This window comes from Orrella sp. 11846 (assembly GCF_048820935.1).
Lineage (GTDB): Bacteria > Pseudomonadota > Gammaproteobacteria > Burkholderiales > Burkholderiaceae_B > Algicoccus.
The window spans coordinates 1-18,431 of record NZ_JBMERD010000025.1 but is presented as its reverse complement, the minus strand read 5'-3'; the positions used below and the strand labels follow the sequence as shown (position 1 = coordinate 18,431).

Sequence of the window (18,431 nt, the reverse complement as noted above, 5' to 3'; positions counted from 1 at the left end):
GATTCCCATTTGATCGAAATCTGTTTTCTGCGTCAAAAACACGAGTAGTTCAGAGGTTCCTATAGGTGATTTTATGAGTGTTCTTAAAGAGGCAAACTTAGCTTTTCGTAACAAAGAGTACGATAAAGCTGCTAGTTTATATGGCAAGATGGTTTTAGAAAATAACACTATAAAAAGTATTGTTGAATTTAATTTAAAGTTGATTGAATATTATAAGAAAAATAGTTATATAAATAGCACGGTCTCGATAGATATTATTATTCCTGTTTTTAATGCATTAGAAGATGTAAAGAAATGTCTTGAATCTGTAGAGAAAAATAGAGCTGCATATAATGTTACTGTAATCATAGTTAATGATGCCTCAGATCAAGAAACTTCCAGTTTTCTAAATCAGTACTGTGTCGCTAGAGAATGGTGTGTTTTAATTGAGAATCAAAAAAACATGATGTATACAAGAACAGTTAACGAAGGCTTGCGTAGATCAAAGGCGGAATACATTGTTACACTCAACAGCGATACGGTAGTTACTAAGGGTTGGTTAGACGGGCTAGTTCGCTGTATGAAATCTAGCTCAAAGATTGGTATTGTTGGTCCTTTATCTAATGCAGCAAGCTGGCAAAATGTCCCAGTACTGTTGGATGAAAATAATCAGTTTGCCGTTAACTCACTGCCGTTAGACGTTTCTGCAGACGATATGGCTGAATTGGTCAGTAAAGTGTCAAGACGAAGATATCCAAGATTACCGTTTGTGAATGGATTCTGTCTAATGATTGCTCGTAAAGTTGTTGATGCGATCGGGTTTCTGGACGAAGAGAGTTTTCCAACTGGATATGGCGAAGAAAATGATTACTGTATTCGTGCGCTTGATGCTGGCTTTGATCTGGCAATAGCTGATGATACATATGTGTATCATGCAAAGTCAAAAAGCTTTGGCCACGAAAGACGAAAATTATATTCAAAAAATGGTACTGAAACGCTAAAGAAAAAATATACAGAAGTTAGATATTTAGATCTTGTTGAGAAAGTAAAAGACACTCGAATTCTTGATCAAGTGCGTGATGAAATTATTACTGAGTTGCAGAAATTATCTATGCGGAGTGATGATGACAGAATAGAGTCGAATAGCATGAGGGAGTATATTGAAAATCATTCAAGAAAAAACAAAATAATTCCTTTTTTATTAAACAATCAATTGTATTCAGTTGATATTGTTATACCAGTTTATAATGCATTGGATGACGTTAAAAAATGTTTGATGTCATTGTGCGATAATAGAGAAGGTTTTCAAGGTAAGAATTATATTATTAACGATGCTTCTGATTTAGAAACTAGTGTTTATCTTCGAGATTTTTGCAAAGAAAGATCAGATTTTATACTTGTAGAGCATGAGGTTAATCAAGGGTACACAAAAACTGGAACCTCTGAACTACTCGTGTTTTTGAAACAGAAAACAGATTTCGATCAAATGGGCTCAATATTGCTTGCTTTTATAGTCAAAAATGACGGATTTTGAGTAAGTCTGACCTTTACAAGCCCTAAACTGGGGCTTTTTGCCCATTTTGGGCGGATTTATCCCATGCCTCCCATCAAATCTTCTCGGGCCATCCAGATATTTCCAAGCGCCAGTAGCGTGACGACCTGCGCGGTGTTCTTGAGCAAGCCCCGGTAGCGCACTTTTCGGAAGCCAAATTGGCACTTGAGAATACGAAAGGCATGCTCTACCTTGGCACGAATTGAAGCCTTGGTTCGTTCAACGGCACCCGTAAGCTCACGAGCCTCCTCATCCTTGATCGCTTGTCGTTGGCTGGGCTTCATCGCAATGTGCCACTCGACATCGACGTCCTCAAGTTCAGGGCGTTTCTCTGCTCCGATGTAACCTGAATCACCGAACACATACTCTTCCTCACCATGCAGCAATGCGTGTGTTTGCGTCACATCATGCTCATTGGCAGACGTGCAAACCGTTGTGTGAACAAATCCCGTTGCAAAATCAACACCGATATGTGCCTTCATGCCAAAGTGCCAGTTATTGCCTTTCTTCGTCGACCGCATCTCTGGATCTCTGGAGCGTGTGGAGTTCTTTGTCGAGCTGGGAGCGCTGATGATCGTAGCGTCCACGATTGTCCCCTGGCGCAGCATCAAACCTTGTTCGGTCAGCAAATCGTTGATCGTTGCAAAAAACTGTTCTGCAAGATCATGTGTTTCAAGCAGTCTACGAAAATTCAAGATCGTCGTCTCATCCGGAATGCCGCCCATAGACAAAGACAGTCCAGCGAATTTGCGCATACAGTAGCTGTCGTATAGTGCCTCTTCCATGGCTGGATCGCTGAGTGCAAACCATTGCTGCATGAAATGGATACGCAGCATAGCTTCAAGTGCGTACGGCGGTCGACCAGTTCTACCTTTAGGGTAAACAGGCTTCGTCAATGTGAGCAAATGGCTCCATGGAATTACTTGATCCATCTCCAGAAGAAACTTCTCCCGGCGACTCTGTTTGTGTTTCGTGTTGTACTCAAAATCAAAAAACTCAACTGGCTCATGACGTAATCATTCACTGATAGAGAGCGGCTTCAAGATCGTAACGTGACGCCTCGCATAGATCATCATACGGAGTTATTCAGGGCTTCCTTAAAGCTTCAGTACTCAACAAAAGTTCCACGACGCGTATCAACCACAAACCCTGCATCAAACCCCTTACTTTCAAACACTTCATGATCCACAAGGAATACCACCACATCTGAAAGCATACTGGCCTCATCCATACTCACGAGGGTTAATGGTTTTTCGTTTATTATAGGTACCGCTCGGATATTCGGCTCGACAACCAAAGTTCGGCCAGGATGCATGTCGTTAATTGTCTGAGCAATTTGTAGCGCAGGGCTTTCTCGTAAATCATCGATATTAGGCTTGAACGTCAACCCGTAGCAGACAATTGTGACATCTTTTGCAGTTTTATTCGGATTAGCAAGTAAGTAATCTCCCACCGCCTTCCAGACACGCTCAACCACCCAAGCTGGTTTTGCATCATTTACCTCACGCGCAGTTCGAATCAATCGTGCCAACTCAGGCGTTTTGCTCACAATAAACCAAGGATCTACAGCCACACAATGGCCACCTACACCAGGCCCTGGCTTCAGGATATTGACCCTTGGGTGTCGATTCGCCAATGCAATCAACTCCCAGACATTAATACCTAATTCCTCACAAATGATCGAGAGCTCATTTGCAAAAGCAATATTGACGTCTCTAAAACTATTTTCTGTCAGCTTGACCATTTCTGCCGTGCGCACGTCAGTCAACAAACATTCTGCCTGTAAAAATATTTTATATAGATCTGCACCAGCTTGAGCACACCTGGGAGTCATGCCGCCAATCACTCGATCATTGTTCACCAATTCATCAAGTATCCGTCCCGGCAACACCCGTTCTGGACAGTACGCCACACGAATATCTGATTGTTCGCCATGAGTATTTGGAAAAGTTAGATCCGGTCGCGCTTCTGATAATTGGCTGACAAGTTGCTCGGTTGTTCCAACAGGTGAGGTTGACTCCAATATCACCAAATTGCCTTTCTCAAGCACAGGCGCAATACTCAGAGCCGCAGCATTCACAAAACTCAAATCAGCTTGCTTCGTTTCATGATCTAAAGGCGTGGGTACTGTAATCAGAAAAGCATCTGCAGCTTGCGGTGTTGTTGTCGCTGATAAACGCCCATTTGCAACGACATTACGAACAAGTACATCCAAATCGGGTTCAAAAATGTGTGCTTGTCCTTGATTAATGCATGAAACCACCTCAGGATTTCGATCAACTCCAACAACCTGAGTGCCCTTAGAGGCCAAAACTGCTGCGGTTGGTAAACCAATATAGCCCAAACCAATTACTGAAACTTTTTTAAACGACACTTGCTTTCCCAGCCTTCCAATCGACTAAACCTTTCACAATACGAGAACTTGCTTGACCATCACCATAAGGATTGTGCGCGCGAGACATCACCTCATAACTTGTTTGATCCATCAGTAATAACATCACCTGATTTTTGATAGTAGCCACATCACTTCCTGTCAGCCGAACTGTGCCGGCTTCAACAGCTTCAGGACGCTCGGTTGTTTCCCGCATCACCAAAACCGGTTTACCTAACGCAGGAGCCTCTTCTTGTATGCCACCTGAATCCGTTAAGATCATGTACGCCCGAGTCATCAGATAAACAAATCGAATGTAATCTAACGGTTCAATCAAATAAATATTATCCGTTTCGCCCAGCATGCTCATCACGGGATCACGCACAGCGGGGTTCAAATGCACTGGATACACGATCTGTACATCAGGATTCTCTTTTGCTATTTCACCCAGCGCTGTGCAAATCCGACTGAACCCTTCCCCAAAGTTTTCTCGTCGATGGCCCGTGACAAGAATCATTTTCCTGCTTAGATCTAAAAACTCAAAAGTTTGTCTACATTGCTTTTGTAATGATTCACTACCTTCCAACTGTTGAACAACTGTGAACAACGCATCAATAACAGTATTTCCTGTGACATCGATGGTCTCTTCAGGGACATTTTCGTTTAGAAGATTTCGCTTCGCACTTTCTGTTGGTGCAAAATGTAAAGTGCTCAAAGCACTGATCAATTTTCGATTACCTTCTTCAGGCCAAGGCGAATACTGATTTCCAGTGCGTAAACCAGCTTCGACATGTGCAATCGGAATACGCTGATAATAGGCGGCGAGTGCCGCGGCCATACTCGTTGTTGTATCACCATGAACCAGAACCACATCAGGACGGTATTCACTCAAGACTGTTTGCAATCTATTTAGGATCGTAGCTGTCAATTGTGACAAATCCTGGCCAAGCACCATAACGTCCAAATCAAAGTCAGGATTGATCGAAAACAGATCCAAGACTTGGTCTAGCATTGCTCGGTGCTGAGCGGTCACGCATACTTTCGATTCAATCTCAGGGTGTTGTGACAGCTTCTGTATAACAGGTGCCATTTTGATAGCTTCAGGACGAGTACCAAAGACACTAAGAACGCGGAGCTTTTTCATATGACATCCACTACCAGAGTACCAATTGTCAGACAGCACTCACATTTGTATTTGTCTGCATAAGTCCCACCCCCTGTAGCCAACGAGACGACAAATCTGAAACAGCCATATTGTCATTAAATATAGATTCTTCATTCGTGTTTATAAGTTGACTTAACTGATCTGTATCCCAACATAAAAAAGGAACAGATCCATCGGGGTAACCTAAGTTTTGATAAACCTTGGGCATAATTGGCACGTGATCCCCGTACCAACATAGACTACCGCGCCTTGCACTTGCATCAAGTAGCGACCGAACATCACCTAACATACGATTTGCATTCGCCAAGTGCCTTAAGTACACAGTTAAGTCCTCACATTCCATAGGTGGTGGTTCTCGGTAAAGCTTTTCTCGATCTTCGGTTGATGTTTGCTCTAGGTGTAAAGGGCCGTGGTTCTCCATGGTGATGGCAAATATAAATATAGGACCCCGGTTACTCCTCAACACTTGTTCAACTTTCTCTGTGACGGCGGCATCCGGCACATAAGGACCTGGTCCTTCTTTTGAAACGCCTTGAAACGAGTCAATATCCAGAAACATATCAAACCCGAGTCGTGGATAGACCAAATTTCGTTGATAAAAGCTGGCTGGATAGGGATGAATACAAATCGTTCGATAGCCGAGTCGACTTAACCACGATGCCATCGACATGGGCGCCCATCCGCGAGCAACGGGTCGAAATGGACTGAACTGCTGCACACCCAAGATCTGAGCACTCAGCCCCGACAAGAATGCAAATTCTGTTCGAATAGTGTTCGCACCCCAAGCAGGTACAATTAAAGAACCTTGCATACGACTTTCTGCACGGATGCGATCAAACTCTGCCATGACTTCCTGGTTAATGCCAGAAAACAAAGGTCTTGGATCGAAAAAAGACTCACTTTGCACAGCGATCAGATTTGGTAAATCATCCACATGAGAGTTTTGCAAGGCATGTGAAACTGGCAAGCTTTGATAGGGTGATACCACATTGATCGGTTGACGCAATGCGACTGCATATCGCCAGAAGCTTCCGAGCAAACCAAGGTCTCTCACATCATCATTTGGCTTAAAGGTGGCCTCTGGTGATAGGCGTTCACCAAGTAACAGCAGAACCAATCCGACTGCCATTAAAGTCAAAACACCACCAAGTTGACCCGCAAAATCCCATCGATGCGCAGCAACTTGCTCCAACCATAAACCGGCACCCACAGCAGCAATCACACCCACAGTTGCTGCGAAAAACTTTGCCCATCCTAAAAACGGGATATATAGTCGTGGATGTCGAATCGCATCCAAAAAATAATCATAATCTTGAAATAGAAATGGTTCCCGCAATGCCCGACACTTTGCATTGCTCACCAAAACTAACACAATATAAAAAGCAATTCCTACAGATATGGCAAACCACGGACGCCCAATAATCACGACTAGAACAGAACTCAGCACACACCAAAGACCTATCTGCAGCAACCAGCTTCCCAACGCACGAAACCAAATAGGTCTTGGCTGCAGTACAGTCTGTTCAAAGATCGTACAAACCACCCAACCTGTAAACGCAGCCAACCAGACACGCCAAAAGTCAGGGTCAGCCCACACAAAGCTACTGGCCATAACCTGCCCAACGTACGATTCGTGCTGACCACGAAGCTGGCAAAACAGCTAACCACCAGCACCCCCAGTTCAAGGGGAATGGAAAACTAATCCTTGATTTATTTCGTTCAAGGCCATGTGCAATTCGTTGTGCAGCCCGCTTTGGTGTCCACATCCATGGCTTTGGGCCCGGCATCGCTTGAGCCATCGGAGAGTCTATATAGCCGGGCATCACCACATTCACTTTCACACCCATAGGTGATAATGCACTACGTAGGCTTTCCCCATAAGCTTTGAGTGCTGCCTTAGAAGCGCTGTAAGCGGGCGTAACTGGCAATCCAAAATAGGCTGCCAACGAGCTAATCAATACCAGCTGTCCGTGCCCACACTGCTGCATTTGATTAGCCAAATGATGGGCAATACGTAAGGTCGCATTCACATTGACTTGCAGCAGTGTTTGCACATCATCCCAAGTTTCAAGTACATCGGCTTCTTTTGCATGTGCATTACGCCCCGCGTTTAATATCGCCAAATCAATCGTCACACTATCTAACGTATGCAGCCACGCTTCAAGACCTTCGGGATCACACAGATCCAGCACCTGGGTGTGTACTCTTGCCCCCTGTTCTTGGCAATTTTTTTCAAGTTCATTCAGCACCTGAGTCTGTCGACCTTGCAAAATCAACGTAACACCCTGTTTTGCGTAAAACAGGCTGAGCGCGCGTCCCAAAGCGCTGGTCGCACCCGTAATCAGAATCGTTCGCTGCAAAATTAACTCAGTGTGATTCTGCTGTGTGTGGTGCACGCTCTCTTCTCTCACGCCACCATCCTTGCAGCATCAATCCAAAGCCCAACATGCCTGTCACACCTACAGGAATCAAAAAATAGTTATTACTCTTAAGCGACACAAGTACGATCAAACCAGAAATAACGAATGAAATCGCATCACCAATCAACAAAATACGATGAATGGGAGGTGCCTTATGAGTCTGACCCGCATGCCCCTTTGGGGTCCGATAAAACTGACCATGTACTCCCATCAAGGCTCTAATTCCACCCACAAAGTAATACCAAGCCATTGGTAAAAATAAGGACACATAGACATACGTGCTCCATAAGGTTCGCCATAGTCCGAAACGCTCTTGTATGAAAGCACCTTTTTTGGCTGCAAAAATATTGCTTAAACCCCAGATGGCCACAAACACGTAAAACGTCAAAGCCACCCAAAACGGTGCGCTAAAATCTTCAAAACTCACTAAATAGCTTAAAGGCAGACATAAAAGCAAGAGCACATAGACTGAGGCCAGCAATAACGATGAGAACATCATCGCCAATGCATGCATTCTTCTCATCAAAGGCATGCGTTGTTGAAACATTTTATGAACATGTTTGAATGCACTGTGCAACAACCCCCTGCCCCATCGCTCACGTTGAACTCTAAAAGCTTCAGTGCTTTCGGGCAAAATTGACATCGACATCACATCACGCAAGTAGACGTATTCCCAATCACCAAGCTGCGCACGATAACCGAGGTCAGTGTCTTCCGTAATCGTTGAAGCGCTCCAACCACCTAGCGACTCCACACAATCCCGACGCCAAACACATGAACTACCGCTAAGTGAGGCCATATCGCCATTGGCGTCCAGACCAACGGTAACCACTTGTTGATGTCCCATCTCCATCGCCTGGAAACGCGTCAAGAACGAGACGTCGCGGTTTTCATAGCCAATTCCTGTTTGCAAATAACCTAACTTGGGGTTTTCGAAACGAGGGATTGTGCGTAACAAAAAGTCCTGAGGTGGTGCAAAATCTGCATCAAAAATAACAAAAAAATCGCCTTGAGCATTTTGAATACCACGCATCAAGTTGCCCGCTTTGTATCCACGTCGTTTGTTGCGACGCAAAATTCGAATGTTTTTACCCTTTTTGAAATACCTTGCAACGCGTGCGATTGCAAGATCAGAAGTTTCATCGGTAGAGTCATCAAGTACCAAAATCTCAACTTTTTCATTCGGATAAGTTAGCTGACAAATCGCATCAATCAAGCGCTCAATTACTTCACTTTCGTTGTAGACCGGTAGCAATATGCTGACAGTCGGCCAGTCAAAGTTTTCAGGGTTTTGCAGCGCCTCACAACTCAGTGGTGTCAATCGTTGTCTTGTTTCTGCTTTGCGAGAATTACGCAAAGCGCGCAATTCCAAAAGCACGTACAACACAAAAAAGGCAATGATCAGGTAAAAAATTGCCTGCGCCAAAACGCTTAAAACTGTGCTCATACGAATTTCAAAAACTGACGACGTCTGCGATCTCGTCTAGACGATGCGTCCAGGTATGATGCGCTTGCACATAAAGAGAGCCGGCTCTTGCCTTCTCCAGATCTTTGGATGTGGGCCCTTCTCTTAAGCGTGAGAACAACGCAGTTGTTTCTTCTGGCGTTGAAACAATATGACAGTAAGGTGCGAAATGTTTCTGTACTGCATCACCGGGGTTCGTCACAGCAATACCGCCGCACGCCAATATTTCTAACAGCCGGCGTGACACCATTGTGTCTGAGTTGGTGACAGAGTTTACATTCAGACTCACGACGTGCGATTTATATACAGCCGCTGTTCCTTCATGGGACACCTTAGGCAAAACGCGGAGCTGACTGTGCTTTGGAAACCTAAACTCGACTGCACGCGACAAACGATCACTATTTCGATCGTAGATATTCATGGGCAAGTTCGCAGCCTTACAGACTTCAAAAGTCATATTCAAGAACTTGGCGCGCTCATTCAGGATATTTCGGTAATAACTGCCCGTAAAACAAGCCTCACGCTTTGTGAAGTTGAACCCTGTAAATTGGTGAAAGGCAGGCTGATACGGCATGCTCAAGACATGAACAGGAACCTCAGCTGGTACCTGTTGACGATACCGCTCTATGCAGCTGCTGTCCGTGGTAAAGATATAGTCAAACACTTTGGCTACATGGATAAATGGTTCAAAATAGGCACCATCATCCTTATTCCAGAAAATCGTAGGAATTCCTCGAAGTTTGGCATGAGTCACCACTTGAAAAATTGTTTGCGGTTGTTTTAAGCGTAACCAACGGGGTTGGATTGAGACTTCATAACGCCACGCACCTGTAGAACCATGGAAAACGGACTCCACAAATAACAAATCCGGTTTCCAGTTGTCCAGTACTTCACGGTAATTCTGAGGTGTGACACAACGTACCCGACATTCCTGCGACAAACAACTCGCTGTAAACGCATCCGTTACCAGAGCGATCTTAAGTTGGCCGTAACGTCCTGGCATCGGTTGATCTTGAGGTATATCTGGGTAGCTGTACACTTGTGAGCCCAACCAACGAATAGCGGGGCCTAACAAATCATTTCCCTTTGAGCCTGCGCAATTTCAAGCACTTCACCCATATACTGTCCCCAACCTCTCTGTGTGAGTGCATATTGACGGGCTTTTTTTGCCATAGAGACTCGTAACTCATCATCCCCAAGAACTGTGTCAATAACTCGAGCAAGATCTTGCGCATCCCCAGCACGAAACATCCAACAAGCAGGATCAGGACCCAACTCATCGCGAAACACCGGCAAATCGGGCACGATGACAGATTTTTGCATTGCCATAGCCTCAACCAACTTGATAGGAGTCACTATTTTACAAACCTCGTAAGGCTTCCTGGGAATACAAATCACATCGCAAGTTTGCACGACTTCTTTGGCCTTGTCTGGACTCACTTTCCCCAGAAACTTAACCGATTGGGATAGATTCAAAGCGCGGACTTGATTTTCTAGATTTGCGCGTTCTTCGCCATCACCTGCGATTGTAAGCGTCACTTCTTGTCCACGCTTTACCAACAATGCAATCGCATCAATCAAAACATCCAAACCTTCATAACCAATTAACGAGCCAGCATAACCCAACGTTTTTGGAACAACACGCTCTTTTAAAACATCGTTTAAGTTGAAACTCTCGGGGTCAACACAATTGGGTAAAAGATGTAAACGTTCACGTTTGACACCATAATTGCGTACCATGTAGTCACCGAGCTGCTCTGAGATGACAAAAAGCTTATCAGCTGATCGAGCCACTAGCCCTTCCAGTTCCAACCCTTGAAAATACGCTTGCGAATTTTCAAACCAAGGCATCCGTGAAACTCGAGTCAATTCCCATAGCCCGCGCATTTCATATTGAAACGGCAACCCAAGTTCACGAGCTGCAAGCAATGCGGGCAACGCATTGACGTGATTGGAGGCAGCATGAATCACAGTCACACCATGTTCCTTTGCAAAATCCCGTATCTTACGAGCAGCGATTGGTGCGTAAAAAGCAACTGGCCAACGATTTTTTGGCGTTCGTAAGTGATGATATTGCACCGAGTCCACCACGGTCATACTTTGACCATCACTCACAAGTCGATCACCACGATCTTGTGGGTAGCCCGCACGGGTCAGTGCCACAACTTGAGGGTCAATCGCTTGAAGCGCGCATAGAATTGCTTGTGTTCGGGTTGTGTAGCCACTAATGTGATACGGAAGTGCGCTTGCTGCCACATATAACAATCGTCCAGATGTAAGCCCTTGCGACCGATCAATACGCTTGCTACAGCTCGGAGTCGTCAACCGACGCAACATCCGATTCAGACGACGGACCGTATAACGACGACTCAGCCCCATCCAACGCTCTGTTAACGCACGTATCATAAGAACCCTAGTAACCGTTACTATGCCTAATGACTGGATTCAGATGCGTTTTCAATGCTCTTTTTAGAGGTTTCTTTATCCTCTACTTTCGTTACTTCTTTTTTATCAGTTTCAGGTTTTTTAACCTCTGACGCCTTTACCTCTGCTTTCTTAGTGTCTACTTTTTTTGACGCAGGTTTTGGTTCTGTCTTTGTCTTGTCGATTTTCTTCGTTTTAGGTTTGATCTTTTTTGGCTTGATGGCCGGCACTATCAACTCAGCACTTCTAACATCCTCAACACCTCCAAGTGGTATTTTCCCGAGTGCTTGCAACTCCAAAAACTCAGCTGTCGTAATGACATCGTAATCTTTCGTTAAACGTCGTAGCATCTTTCGATAATTTTCGACTTTTCGGTCATCTTTGTAATAAAAGATGCCATTTTCATCTCGATCAAGAAACGACCACGAATGCAGCAGAAACACCGCAAAATCCAGATCATCGCTTAACGTATTCAAAAGCAGAGGTCCCCACCAAGGACGAAAATGAAAGTAATGCGACTCAGGATACGTTAAACGCGCATGCCAGTGATCTTTACGAACCCGATTAAAAACAGCTCGCTCGGTCATGGGCACTTCAATGATTCCGTTGGACCATTCAAAAGGCCAATTGGTTCGTTTCGCATAAACGGCTTGGCCTGCTTTTACAGCTACACTGGAGTTATTAAACGACACAGGTATACCCGCGTCAAACAAGGCGCGCAATGTACTTGCATTCCAACGAAATGAGCCTGCACGATGCCCAAGAACGGGTTTTCCTGTTTGCTCACTCAACAATCCAGCAAATTCTCGAATGATCAGCTGTGCTCGGGCGTCTGTTGTGTATTCATTCATCAGGCGGGGGCGTGGCGCAAACCCCCTCGTTTCCCAGTATGAGGCTGGAAGCTTTTCAGGATGTGTATGAAGCTGTACATCGTGCCCAGCTTGATCTAGGTATCGAATAACCCCTTGAATTTCGGTCAAACGATCGTAAGCACCACACATGTCCACAAAAAAAATGTGTTTGGCATTAAATTCATCACCAATCGCAACCATTTCACGAACACCCGCTGTACCCGCTTCTTGCTCTCCTAACATCAAACGTCGAACATGATCATCTGTTGCTCGATGTGACAGTGCCTCGGTATCGACCGTCAGCATTAAGTATCGATCTCTTTTCTTGAACATTAAATGTTGGAATAAAAAAACTTCTGCCAATCTTCCTCATTAAGGAAAGCGGCACTTAACGGAATGATTGAGGCATCGTGATAAAGCCAAGCTAAATGAGCTGACTTGCGATCAGTATAGGACTCATCTATTGTCGTTAATTTCGGCAGATACTCTATCAACCAACTCAATCTTGAATACCAAGCAAAATCTGGCACGTCAGTCACCAACACAGGTACCACGACAATCTTCTGAGATCGAAAATATTGATTTAACCTTTCACACCCTTGGCGCACATCTGAACGTGAATGACCTACTGCCCAGACTAACACAGTCATCAATGGATTGTCCGTTTCACCATGTTCAAGGCTCTGATGCTTTAATGTAGCCGACCAATCGTATCGACCCCAGTCTTTGTGATGGATGCCTAGCTTCATAAACCAATGTGATAAGCGACGTCGAAATCGATTTCTTATTCCTGGTGGCTGCTTAAGCACGATCAAATCACTACGCCATAGCAAATGTGCATCGGGCGCATTCTGCCAACGTTTAAACTGTTCACGCAGCGGCTTTGTTTCAAGCTCGACTGCAGACAATGTATTCATGCGTGAGTAACTCGCATCTGCATGCGTTTTTGAGCGGCTTCCAAAATGGCCTTTGCACCAAGAGATGCACCATCCATCCTGACAGATTCAGCAACACCGATTCCTAAATCACAGCTTTCACTTAGCCGCAACAAAGCATCCACAGCATTATGACGCGCTTGCGGTGTTTCACAATCGTCCACAACAGCTGGCATCACGGTTGTCATGAATTGTGCACGCCCCTGTTGATCGTCTGACAACAAGTTATTCGGAACAAATAACGTGGGGATACCTGCTTGCAACGCCTCGCAACATGCGTTATAGCCAGCTGCACTCACAAAATAGTCAAACGCATTCAAATATTGCGCTAAAGGATACAACGACAATGGCCGTACTCCTTCTGGCAATTCGACGTCTTGCACCGATATTGGTGGTTGAGCCCAAGCGACTTGAAACCCTCGTTTCTGAAAGTCTTCTATTAATCCCTGTCCGATACCGCTCACATCTTTAAGATTACCTGGGCCTAATACAAACAGAACCCAACGTTCATGCTGCGGTAAGCTTAACGCTTCCCGCGCCTGCTCACGGCCCAGAAACTCGCTCGATTCCAAAAGACAAACCGGTGGGACACGCATCTTACGTGTATTTCCAACCACAGCGTCTTCAATACTCGTGCCAATCTCACCGGGCTCAAGAATCAAATCGAAAAATGAATCTTCAACAGGTGGACGTTTGACACCTTCTTTTAATCGACCTCGATTTGACCAAATCAGTCCAATATTTCTCCGTTGCATGCACACAGCACGCAACCCTTGAAAAGGCCATGTACCATCAAACACAATCACGTCAGGTGCGATGGCTTCCAGCATAAGGTTTAGCCTCACAGCCAATTCGCTGTTCCATGCATAGGTCGAGCTACTTGACCAGAAAGGTGACACAAAATAATCACCCTCAAACCCTTGTTCATGGATCATTTCCATCGCGCATGCTAACGAAAAAAATACGCAATGCGCCTCGTTTTTCAAATGCTTGGCGTACGACAAACACCGGTTAAGATGCCCCATACCAGAGCCATTAATATTAAAAAACAGAATCGTGGGTTTTAGTCTGTCACACCGCATGGTCTTTAGGCGTCGCCACCAAACAAATCTCGGGTGTACACTTTTTCAATCACATCATTTAGATCGTCTGACATCCGATTCGTCAGAATCACATCAGAACGTGACTTAAAATCTTCAAGATCTTGCACGACCTCAGAACCATAAAAAGTCTCTTCTTTTAAGACGGGTTCATACACAATCAACTCAACACCTTTAGCCCGAATTCGTTTCATCACACCTTGAATACTGGACGCTCGAAAGTTATCTGAACCCGCTTTCATGATTAAACGGTAAACACCCACAACTCTCGGATTCAAGCTAAGAACATGATCCGCCATAAAATCTTTCCGAGTACGGTTCGAATCCACGATAGCTTGAATCAAATTTTGCGGAACATCACTGTAATTGGCTAATAACTGTTTTGTATCTTTAGGTAAGCAGTACCCACCATAACCAAAAGATGGATTGTTGTAGTGCGTTCCGATGCGAGGATCTAAACAGACACCTTCAATAATTTCTCTTGTATCCAATCCGTGATGCTGAGCGTAAGAATCCAGCTCATTAAAATAAGACACACGCAAAGCCAGATAGGTGTTAGCAAAAAGTTTAATGGCTTCTGCTTCCGTGCTGTCTGTCAACAACACAGCCACATCTTTATCCTTTGAACCTTCTACAAGCAATTCTGCAAACTCTTTTGCTCGCTCGGAACGCTCACCCACAATAATACGACTAGGGTAGAGATTGTCATAAAGGGCCTTGCCTTCACGCAGAAACTCTGGTGAAAACAGAATATTGTCATGTCCAGTAGACTCACGAAGCTTTTTCGTAAATCCAACTGGAACAGTCGATTTGATAACAATCACCGCATTTGGATTAAAACGAATCACCTGGTCAATGACACTTTCCACGGATTTCGTATTAAAAAACTGCGTAATCGGATCATAATCCGTGGGTGTCGCGACCACAACGAAATCTGCCTGACTGAAAGCCTCTTCAGGATTCAGCGTCGCTCTTAGATTAAGCCCACCTCGGCTTAAATAACTTTGAATATCCGCATCCTCAATCGGCGACACTCCGTCATTCAATTGTTGAACTTTTGAGGGCTCGATATCCAAAGCGATTACATCATGGTTTTGTGCCAGCAGCACAGCATTTGAAAGACCCACATAACCTGTTCCGGCAACAGCGATTTTTTTCATTGTTAATAAACCCATGCAATCACGCAACTCGAATATGAGTCAGCCCTTTTTCCAGAGAGACCGTCTCTGTCGTAAAGAATCGTTGTGCAGCCACTAAATCTTTCTGCCACATATCTGCCACGTCCTTTTCTTGCTGACGAACCGTATCATCTAAGAGGACACTCATTTTTGCTTGAGGAAACACACTCATCACTACAGGTAAAGCAGGATAACGCGCATGGTCGCAAGTCGCACCGGGAGGACCATCCACCACCATCAAAATTTTTAGTTCAACATCCGGTTTTTTCAAATTTTGTCGAATTCGAAGCAACGTTTCATGGCAATCGTAATGCTTGTATTCTTTCCCTTGTGCATCCTGATAAGGAATTAAAGGAGCAAGACACACCTCGACCAAATCATTCAATCCGACACGTTGTAGTTCAGAGATCGTCTTGTTTCGATATTTTTCCAAATGATCAAATGAGATGAAGAGCGGAGCGCGTGCACTACTTTTCCCACCCTTTTCTCCTTTCGACTCTGACAATTGATTAGCCAAAACAGCCGCGGTGACCACTGTTGTGACTCCTGACCCAAATTCAACAATTAAGTCATAGGGACCTTCGCGTACTAATAGATCAGCCAAATAAAACTGAAAATCACTGCTTGCCGGCCAACCTACACTTTCTAACCCTATGGGACTCAAATAGCCCGTTCTAAGATAATTAGAGATGTTTTGAAACGCAGCAATCTGCTCACTGCCGCGTACGATCATCTGCGTAAACGACTTCTCTAGCATTTGCGCTCTTTTGACGATCGTATTTGTTAGCTCTTGACTTTCTTTTTTGATCGCTTCGAGTAACACATCTCGAGATTCGGCTGCTGCCTCCACCTGTTGAGAAACATACTTTAACGAGACCTCAAGTGATTTAACACGTTTATGAACTTCACTTAAATCTGGGGCCGATGCCTCTATCGTTTCTGTTTTTTTTATATCAGGCTGAGTTGCCTGCGATTTTGACGTACCTTCTACATCAGTAGTTTCGGGTTTAGCTTCTGGTTTCTTATATTCAATAAGCGAAGTAAACTGTCCAAAGCTGCCTGACGTATCTGTCATTAAGATACGCATTAAACGATCTTTGGGAACGCCCCACTCTAGTGCTTTATCCATGAACACCTTGGCTTGCTCACGTGCACCTTGCTGCATATGGGCAACGCTTAATAATGTAGCCATCCCTGCTCGGGTATCCAGCTCAACGATATCTGCAACGGCAATTTGACACAACGTCGACCAATCACGTTTATCCCAAAGTGCCTTTAAAGTTTCCAATGACAAATGAAATTTTTGTTCATCACGTGCGATCAACCGAGTATCTAACACCACTCTATCTGCCGAAGATCGACGAAATCGTTTATTTTGACGTCGAGAAAGTCCTCGCTTGTTCATACCTGCCCCTCATTTTCCCAAAGTGTTTTAATGAGATCAAGCTGTGTCTCTACCTGTCTGAGCTCCAATTCCAAGGCATGATATTGATCAACAAGTAAAGTTTCTTTTTCTTTATTCCTTCTTAATTTCCGTCGAGCGGTATCAAGCTCTTGTTTTAACTCAGGAATCTCTCGCTCATACTGCATCACCTGCTGAGTCGAATTTTGCAATTTAGACTCGAGCTGTGACGTTTCGTCTTTATGCTTAGATTGTGCATTTTGCAAGTCACGAATCTGTTTTTTCTGAGCCTCTACAGTTTCAACTCCGATCGTATGCTCTTTTTGGAGTGTTTTTTGCCGTGCCTGTTGCTGCTTAAGCTCTTCGAGCGCATCCGTTTTATCAGATATTAGTTGTTTATTTTCTTCACGAAGTTGTTTGCACTCAAGCGCAGCTTTTTGATTGATAGCTTCGTATTGAGAAATTTTTTCTTTAGTTTCTTTTTCTAAAGTTTGGAGTGACTGCTGTAACTTGCTTTTGTCTTGCTGAGCACGCTCGACCTGCGCAGTCAGCTGATCTCGAGCTTGCTCCCACTGGGTTTTAAAGGTTTCATGCTCTTTCAGTGCATTTTCATAGTCATTAATGCGCACTGACAATAGCTCGGTCGCTGAATGTTGTTCTTCTAACGCTTTTTGAATTTCACTCACTTTAAGACCATGTTCACGCTGAACCTGTTTAACCTTTTCACCCAAAACTGCTTTATCTGCTTCGAGTTGTTTGTTTGCCGCTTGTAAACGAGCTTTCTCCTGGCTCAGGTCTTTGCTCGCAGTTTCAAGTTGAGCAAGCTTGTCTTTGGTTTCTTTTTCTAAACTTTGAAGCGCCTGCAACAACTGATTTTTTTCTATTTCGACTTTCTCATTTCGGGCCACATATTGATTACGCTCTTCATGCCAACTTCTTTGGGCTTCTTTATATGCATCCAGTGCTTTCTCATAATCTTTCACTTGACCCTCAAGTGTCACGACCACGGACTCTTGTTGCTGAAGTTGCTGTTGCGCCTGACGTAAGGCTAATTTATTCTCCATACGTTCAAGTTCGGCTGCACGCTCCTGATAAGTCAGTATTTTTTGTAAATGAGTCCGCTCTTCTTCAGCATTACGTTTAAGCTCTAGTTTTTGTCGCAATTCCTCAATCTCTTGCTGAGCTTGTTGGATCGATTGCGTTTGCATGACTATTTGTACTTTGTGCTCATCAAGCTGAGTTACGTAAGATTCGATTTCAGACTGATATTGCTGTTCTCTCAAGTTCAAACGCATCTTAAGGCCATCAAGACTCATCTGATGTTGCTGAGTTAAGGTTTCAATACGAAGATTTAATTGTTCAACATCAAGTTGCAACAATTCATTTTGTTCATTTAAACGTTGATCCGCTTCTAGCGCACCACTACTGATCAGCGCATCCATCATTTGGGCCTCTTGATCCAACAACAGTTGTTTCTCGTTGGCTAATGCTTCTAGAGATGCTTTTTCTCGTTGCAACATATCCGCGCGTTCTTCCAGACTTTGTTTGACCTGGTTAAACTGTTCACGCTGTTTAACTTCTTGATCCAG

General features: G+C 44.3%; 14 protein-coding genes and 1 pseudogene. 1 reads left to right on the top strand and 14 read right to left on the bottom strand.

The genetic code is table 11. From position 1 onward, the window contains the following. Positions 1-73: 73 nt before the first annotated feature. On the top strand, positions 74-1,513 hold the full coding sequence (locus ACOI06_RS13965) for a glycosyltransferase family 2 protein (protein WP_420663211.1): 1,440 nt from the start codon (positions 74-76) through the stop codon (positions 1,511-1,513). Between the two features lie 56 nt (positions 1,514-1,569). Here ACOI06_RS13965 and ACOI06_RS13960 read toward each other — a convergent pair. From ACOI06_RS13960 to ACOI06_RS13895, 14 genes and pseudogenes are all read right to left on the bottom strand, one after another. Beyond that, positions 1,570-2,526, bottom strand: a pseudogene (locus ACOI06_RS13960) (IS5 family transposase); the annotation flags it as partial. A gap of 110 nt (positions 2,527-2,636) precedes the next feature. Next, positions 2,637-3,905 (bottom strand): UDP-N-acetyl-D-mannosamine dehydrogenase, encoded by a 1,269-nt coding sequence (gene wecC / locus ACOI06_RS13955; RefSeq protein WP_420663210.1) that lies wholly within the window; start codon positions 3,903-3,905, stop codon positions 2,637-2,639. Beyond that, on the bottom strand, positions 3,895-5,046 hold the full coding sequence (gene wecB / locus ACOI06_RS13950) for a non-hydrolyzing UDP-N-acetylglucosamine 2-epimerase (RefSeq protein ID WP_420663209.1): 1,152 nt from the start codon (positions 5,044-5,046) through the stop codon (positions 3,895-3,897). The genes wecC and wecB overlap by 11 nt, the downstream gene beginning before the upstream one ends. 28 nt (positions 5,047-5,074) lie before the next feature. Beyond that, positions 5,075-6,679, bottom strand: a complete 1,605-nt coding sequence (locus tag ACOI06_RS13945) for an LTA synthase family protein (RefSeq protein WP_420663208.1) — start codon at positions 6,677-6,679, stop codon at positions 5,075-5,077. Next, positions 6,669-7,430, bottom strand: a complete 762-nt coding sequence (locus ACOI06_RS13940; protein ID WP_420663212.1) for an SDR family NAD(P)-dependent oxidoreductase — start codon at positions 7,428-7,430, stop codon at positions 6,669-6,671. The genes ACOI06_RS13945 and ACOI06_RS13940 overlap by 11 nt, the downstream gene beginning before the upstream one ends. A gap of 4 nt (positions 7,431-7,434) precedes the next feature. Next, a complete protein-coding gene (locus ACOI06_RS13935; RefSeq protein ID WP_420663207.1) occupies positions 7,435-8,934 on the bottom strand; it encodes a glycosyltransferase in 1,500 nt (499 codons plus the stop codon). A 7-nt stretch (positions 8,935-8,941) separates the two neighbouring features. Continuing rightward, complete coding sequence (locus tag ACOI06_RS13930; RefSeq protein WP_420663206.1) at positions 8,942-10,027, bottom strand: CgeB family protein; 1,086 nt, start codon at positions 10,025-10,027, stop codon at positions 8,942-8,944. Next, a complete protein-coding gene (locus ACOI06_RS13925; RefSeq protein WP_420663205.1) occupies positions 10,021-11,331 on the bottom strand; it encodes a glycosyltransferase family 4 protein in 1,311 nt (436 codons plus the stop codon). The genes ACOI06_RS13930 and ACOI06_RS13925 overlap by 7 nt, the downstream gene beginning before the upstream one ends. A gap of 53 nt (positions 11,332-11,384) precedes the next feature. Beyond that, positions 11,385-12,590 carry a polysaccharide deacetylase gene (locus tag ACOI06_RS13920; RefSeq protein WP_420663204.1) on the bottom strand — a complete coding sequence of 402 codons (1,206 nt, stop codon included), beginning with the start codon at positions 12,588-12,590 and terminating at the stop codon, positions 11,385-11,387. Continuing rightward, positions 12,560-13,144: a hypothetical protein gene (locus tag ACOI06_RS13915; protein WP_420663203.1), complete on the bottom strand. Its 585-nt coding sequence runs from the start codon at positions 13,142-13,144 to the stop codon at positions 12,560-12,562. Before ACOI06_RS13915 ends, ACOI06_RS13920 begins: the two co-directional genes overlap by 31 nt. Beyond that, positions 13,141-14,103 carry a hypothetical protein gene (locus ACOI06_RS13910; protein ID WP_420663202.1) on the bottom strand — a complete coding sequence of 321 codons (963 nt, stop codon included), beginning with the start codon at positions 14,101-14,103 and terminating at the stop codon, positions 13,141-13,143. The genes ACOI06_RS13915 and ACOI06_RS13910 overlap by 4 nt, the downstream gene beginning before the upstream one ends. A gap of 146 nt (positions 14,104-14,249) precedes the next feature. After that, on the bottom strand, positions 14,250-15,422 hold the full coding sequence (locus tag ACOI06_RS13905; RefSeq protein ID WP_420663201.1) for a nucleotide sugar dehydrogenase: 1,173 nt from the start codon (positions 15,420-15,422) through the stop codon (positions 14,250-14,252). Between the two features lie 19 nt (positions 15,423-15,441). Then, positions 15,442-16,845, bottom strand: a complete 1,404-nt coding sequence (locus ACOI06_RS13900) for a hypothetical protein (RefSeq protein ID WP_420663200.1) — start codon at positions 16,843-16,845, stop codon at positions 15,442-15,444. Beyond that, on the bottom strand, positions 16,842-18,431 hold a 1,590-nt coding region (locus ACOI06_RS13895), incomplete at its 5' end, for a hypothetical protein (protein ID WP_420663199.1). The genes ACOI06_RS13895 and ACOI06_RS13900, both read right to left, overlap by 4 nt.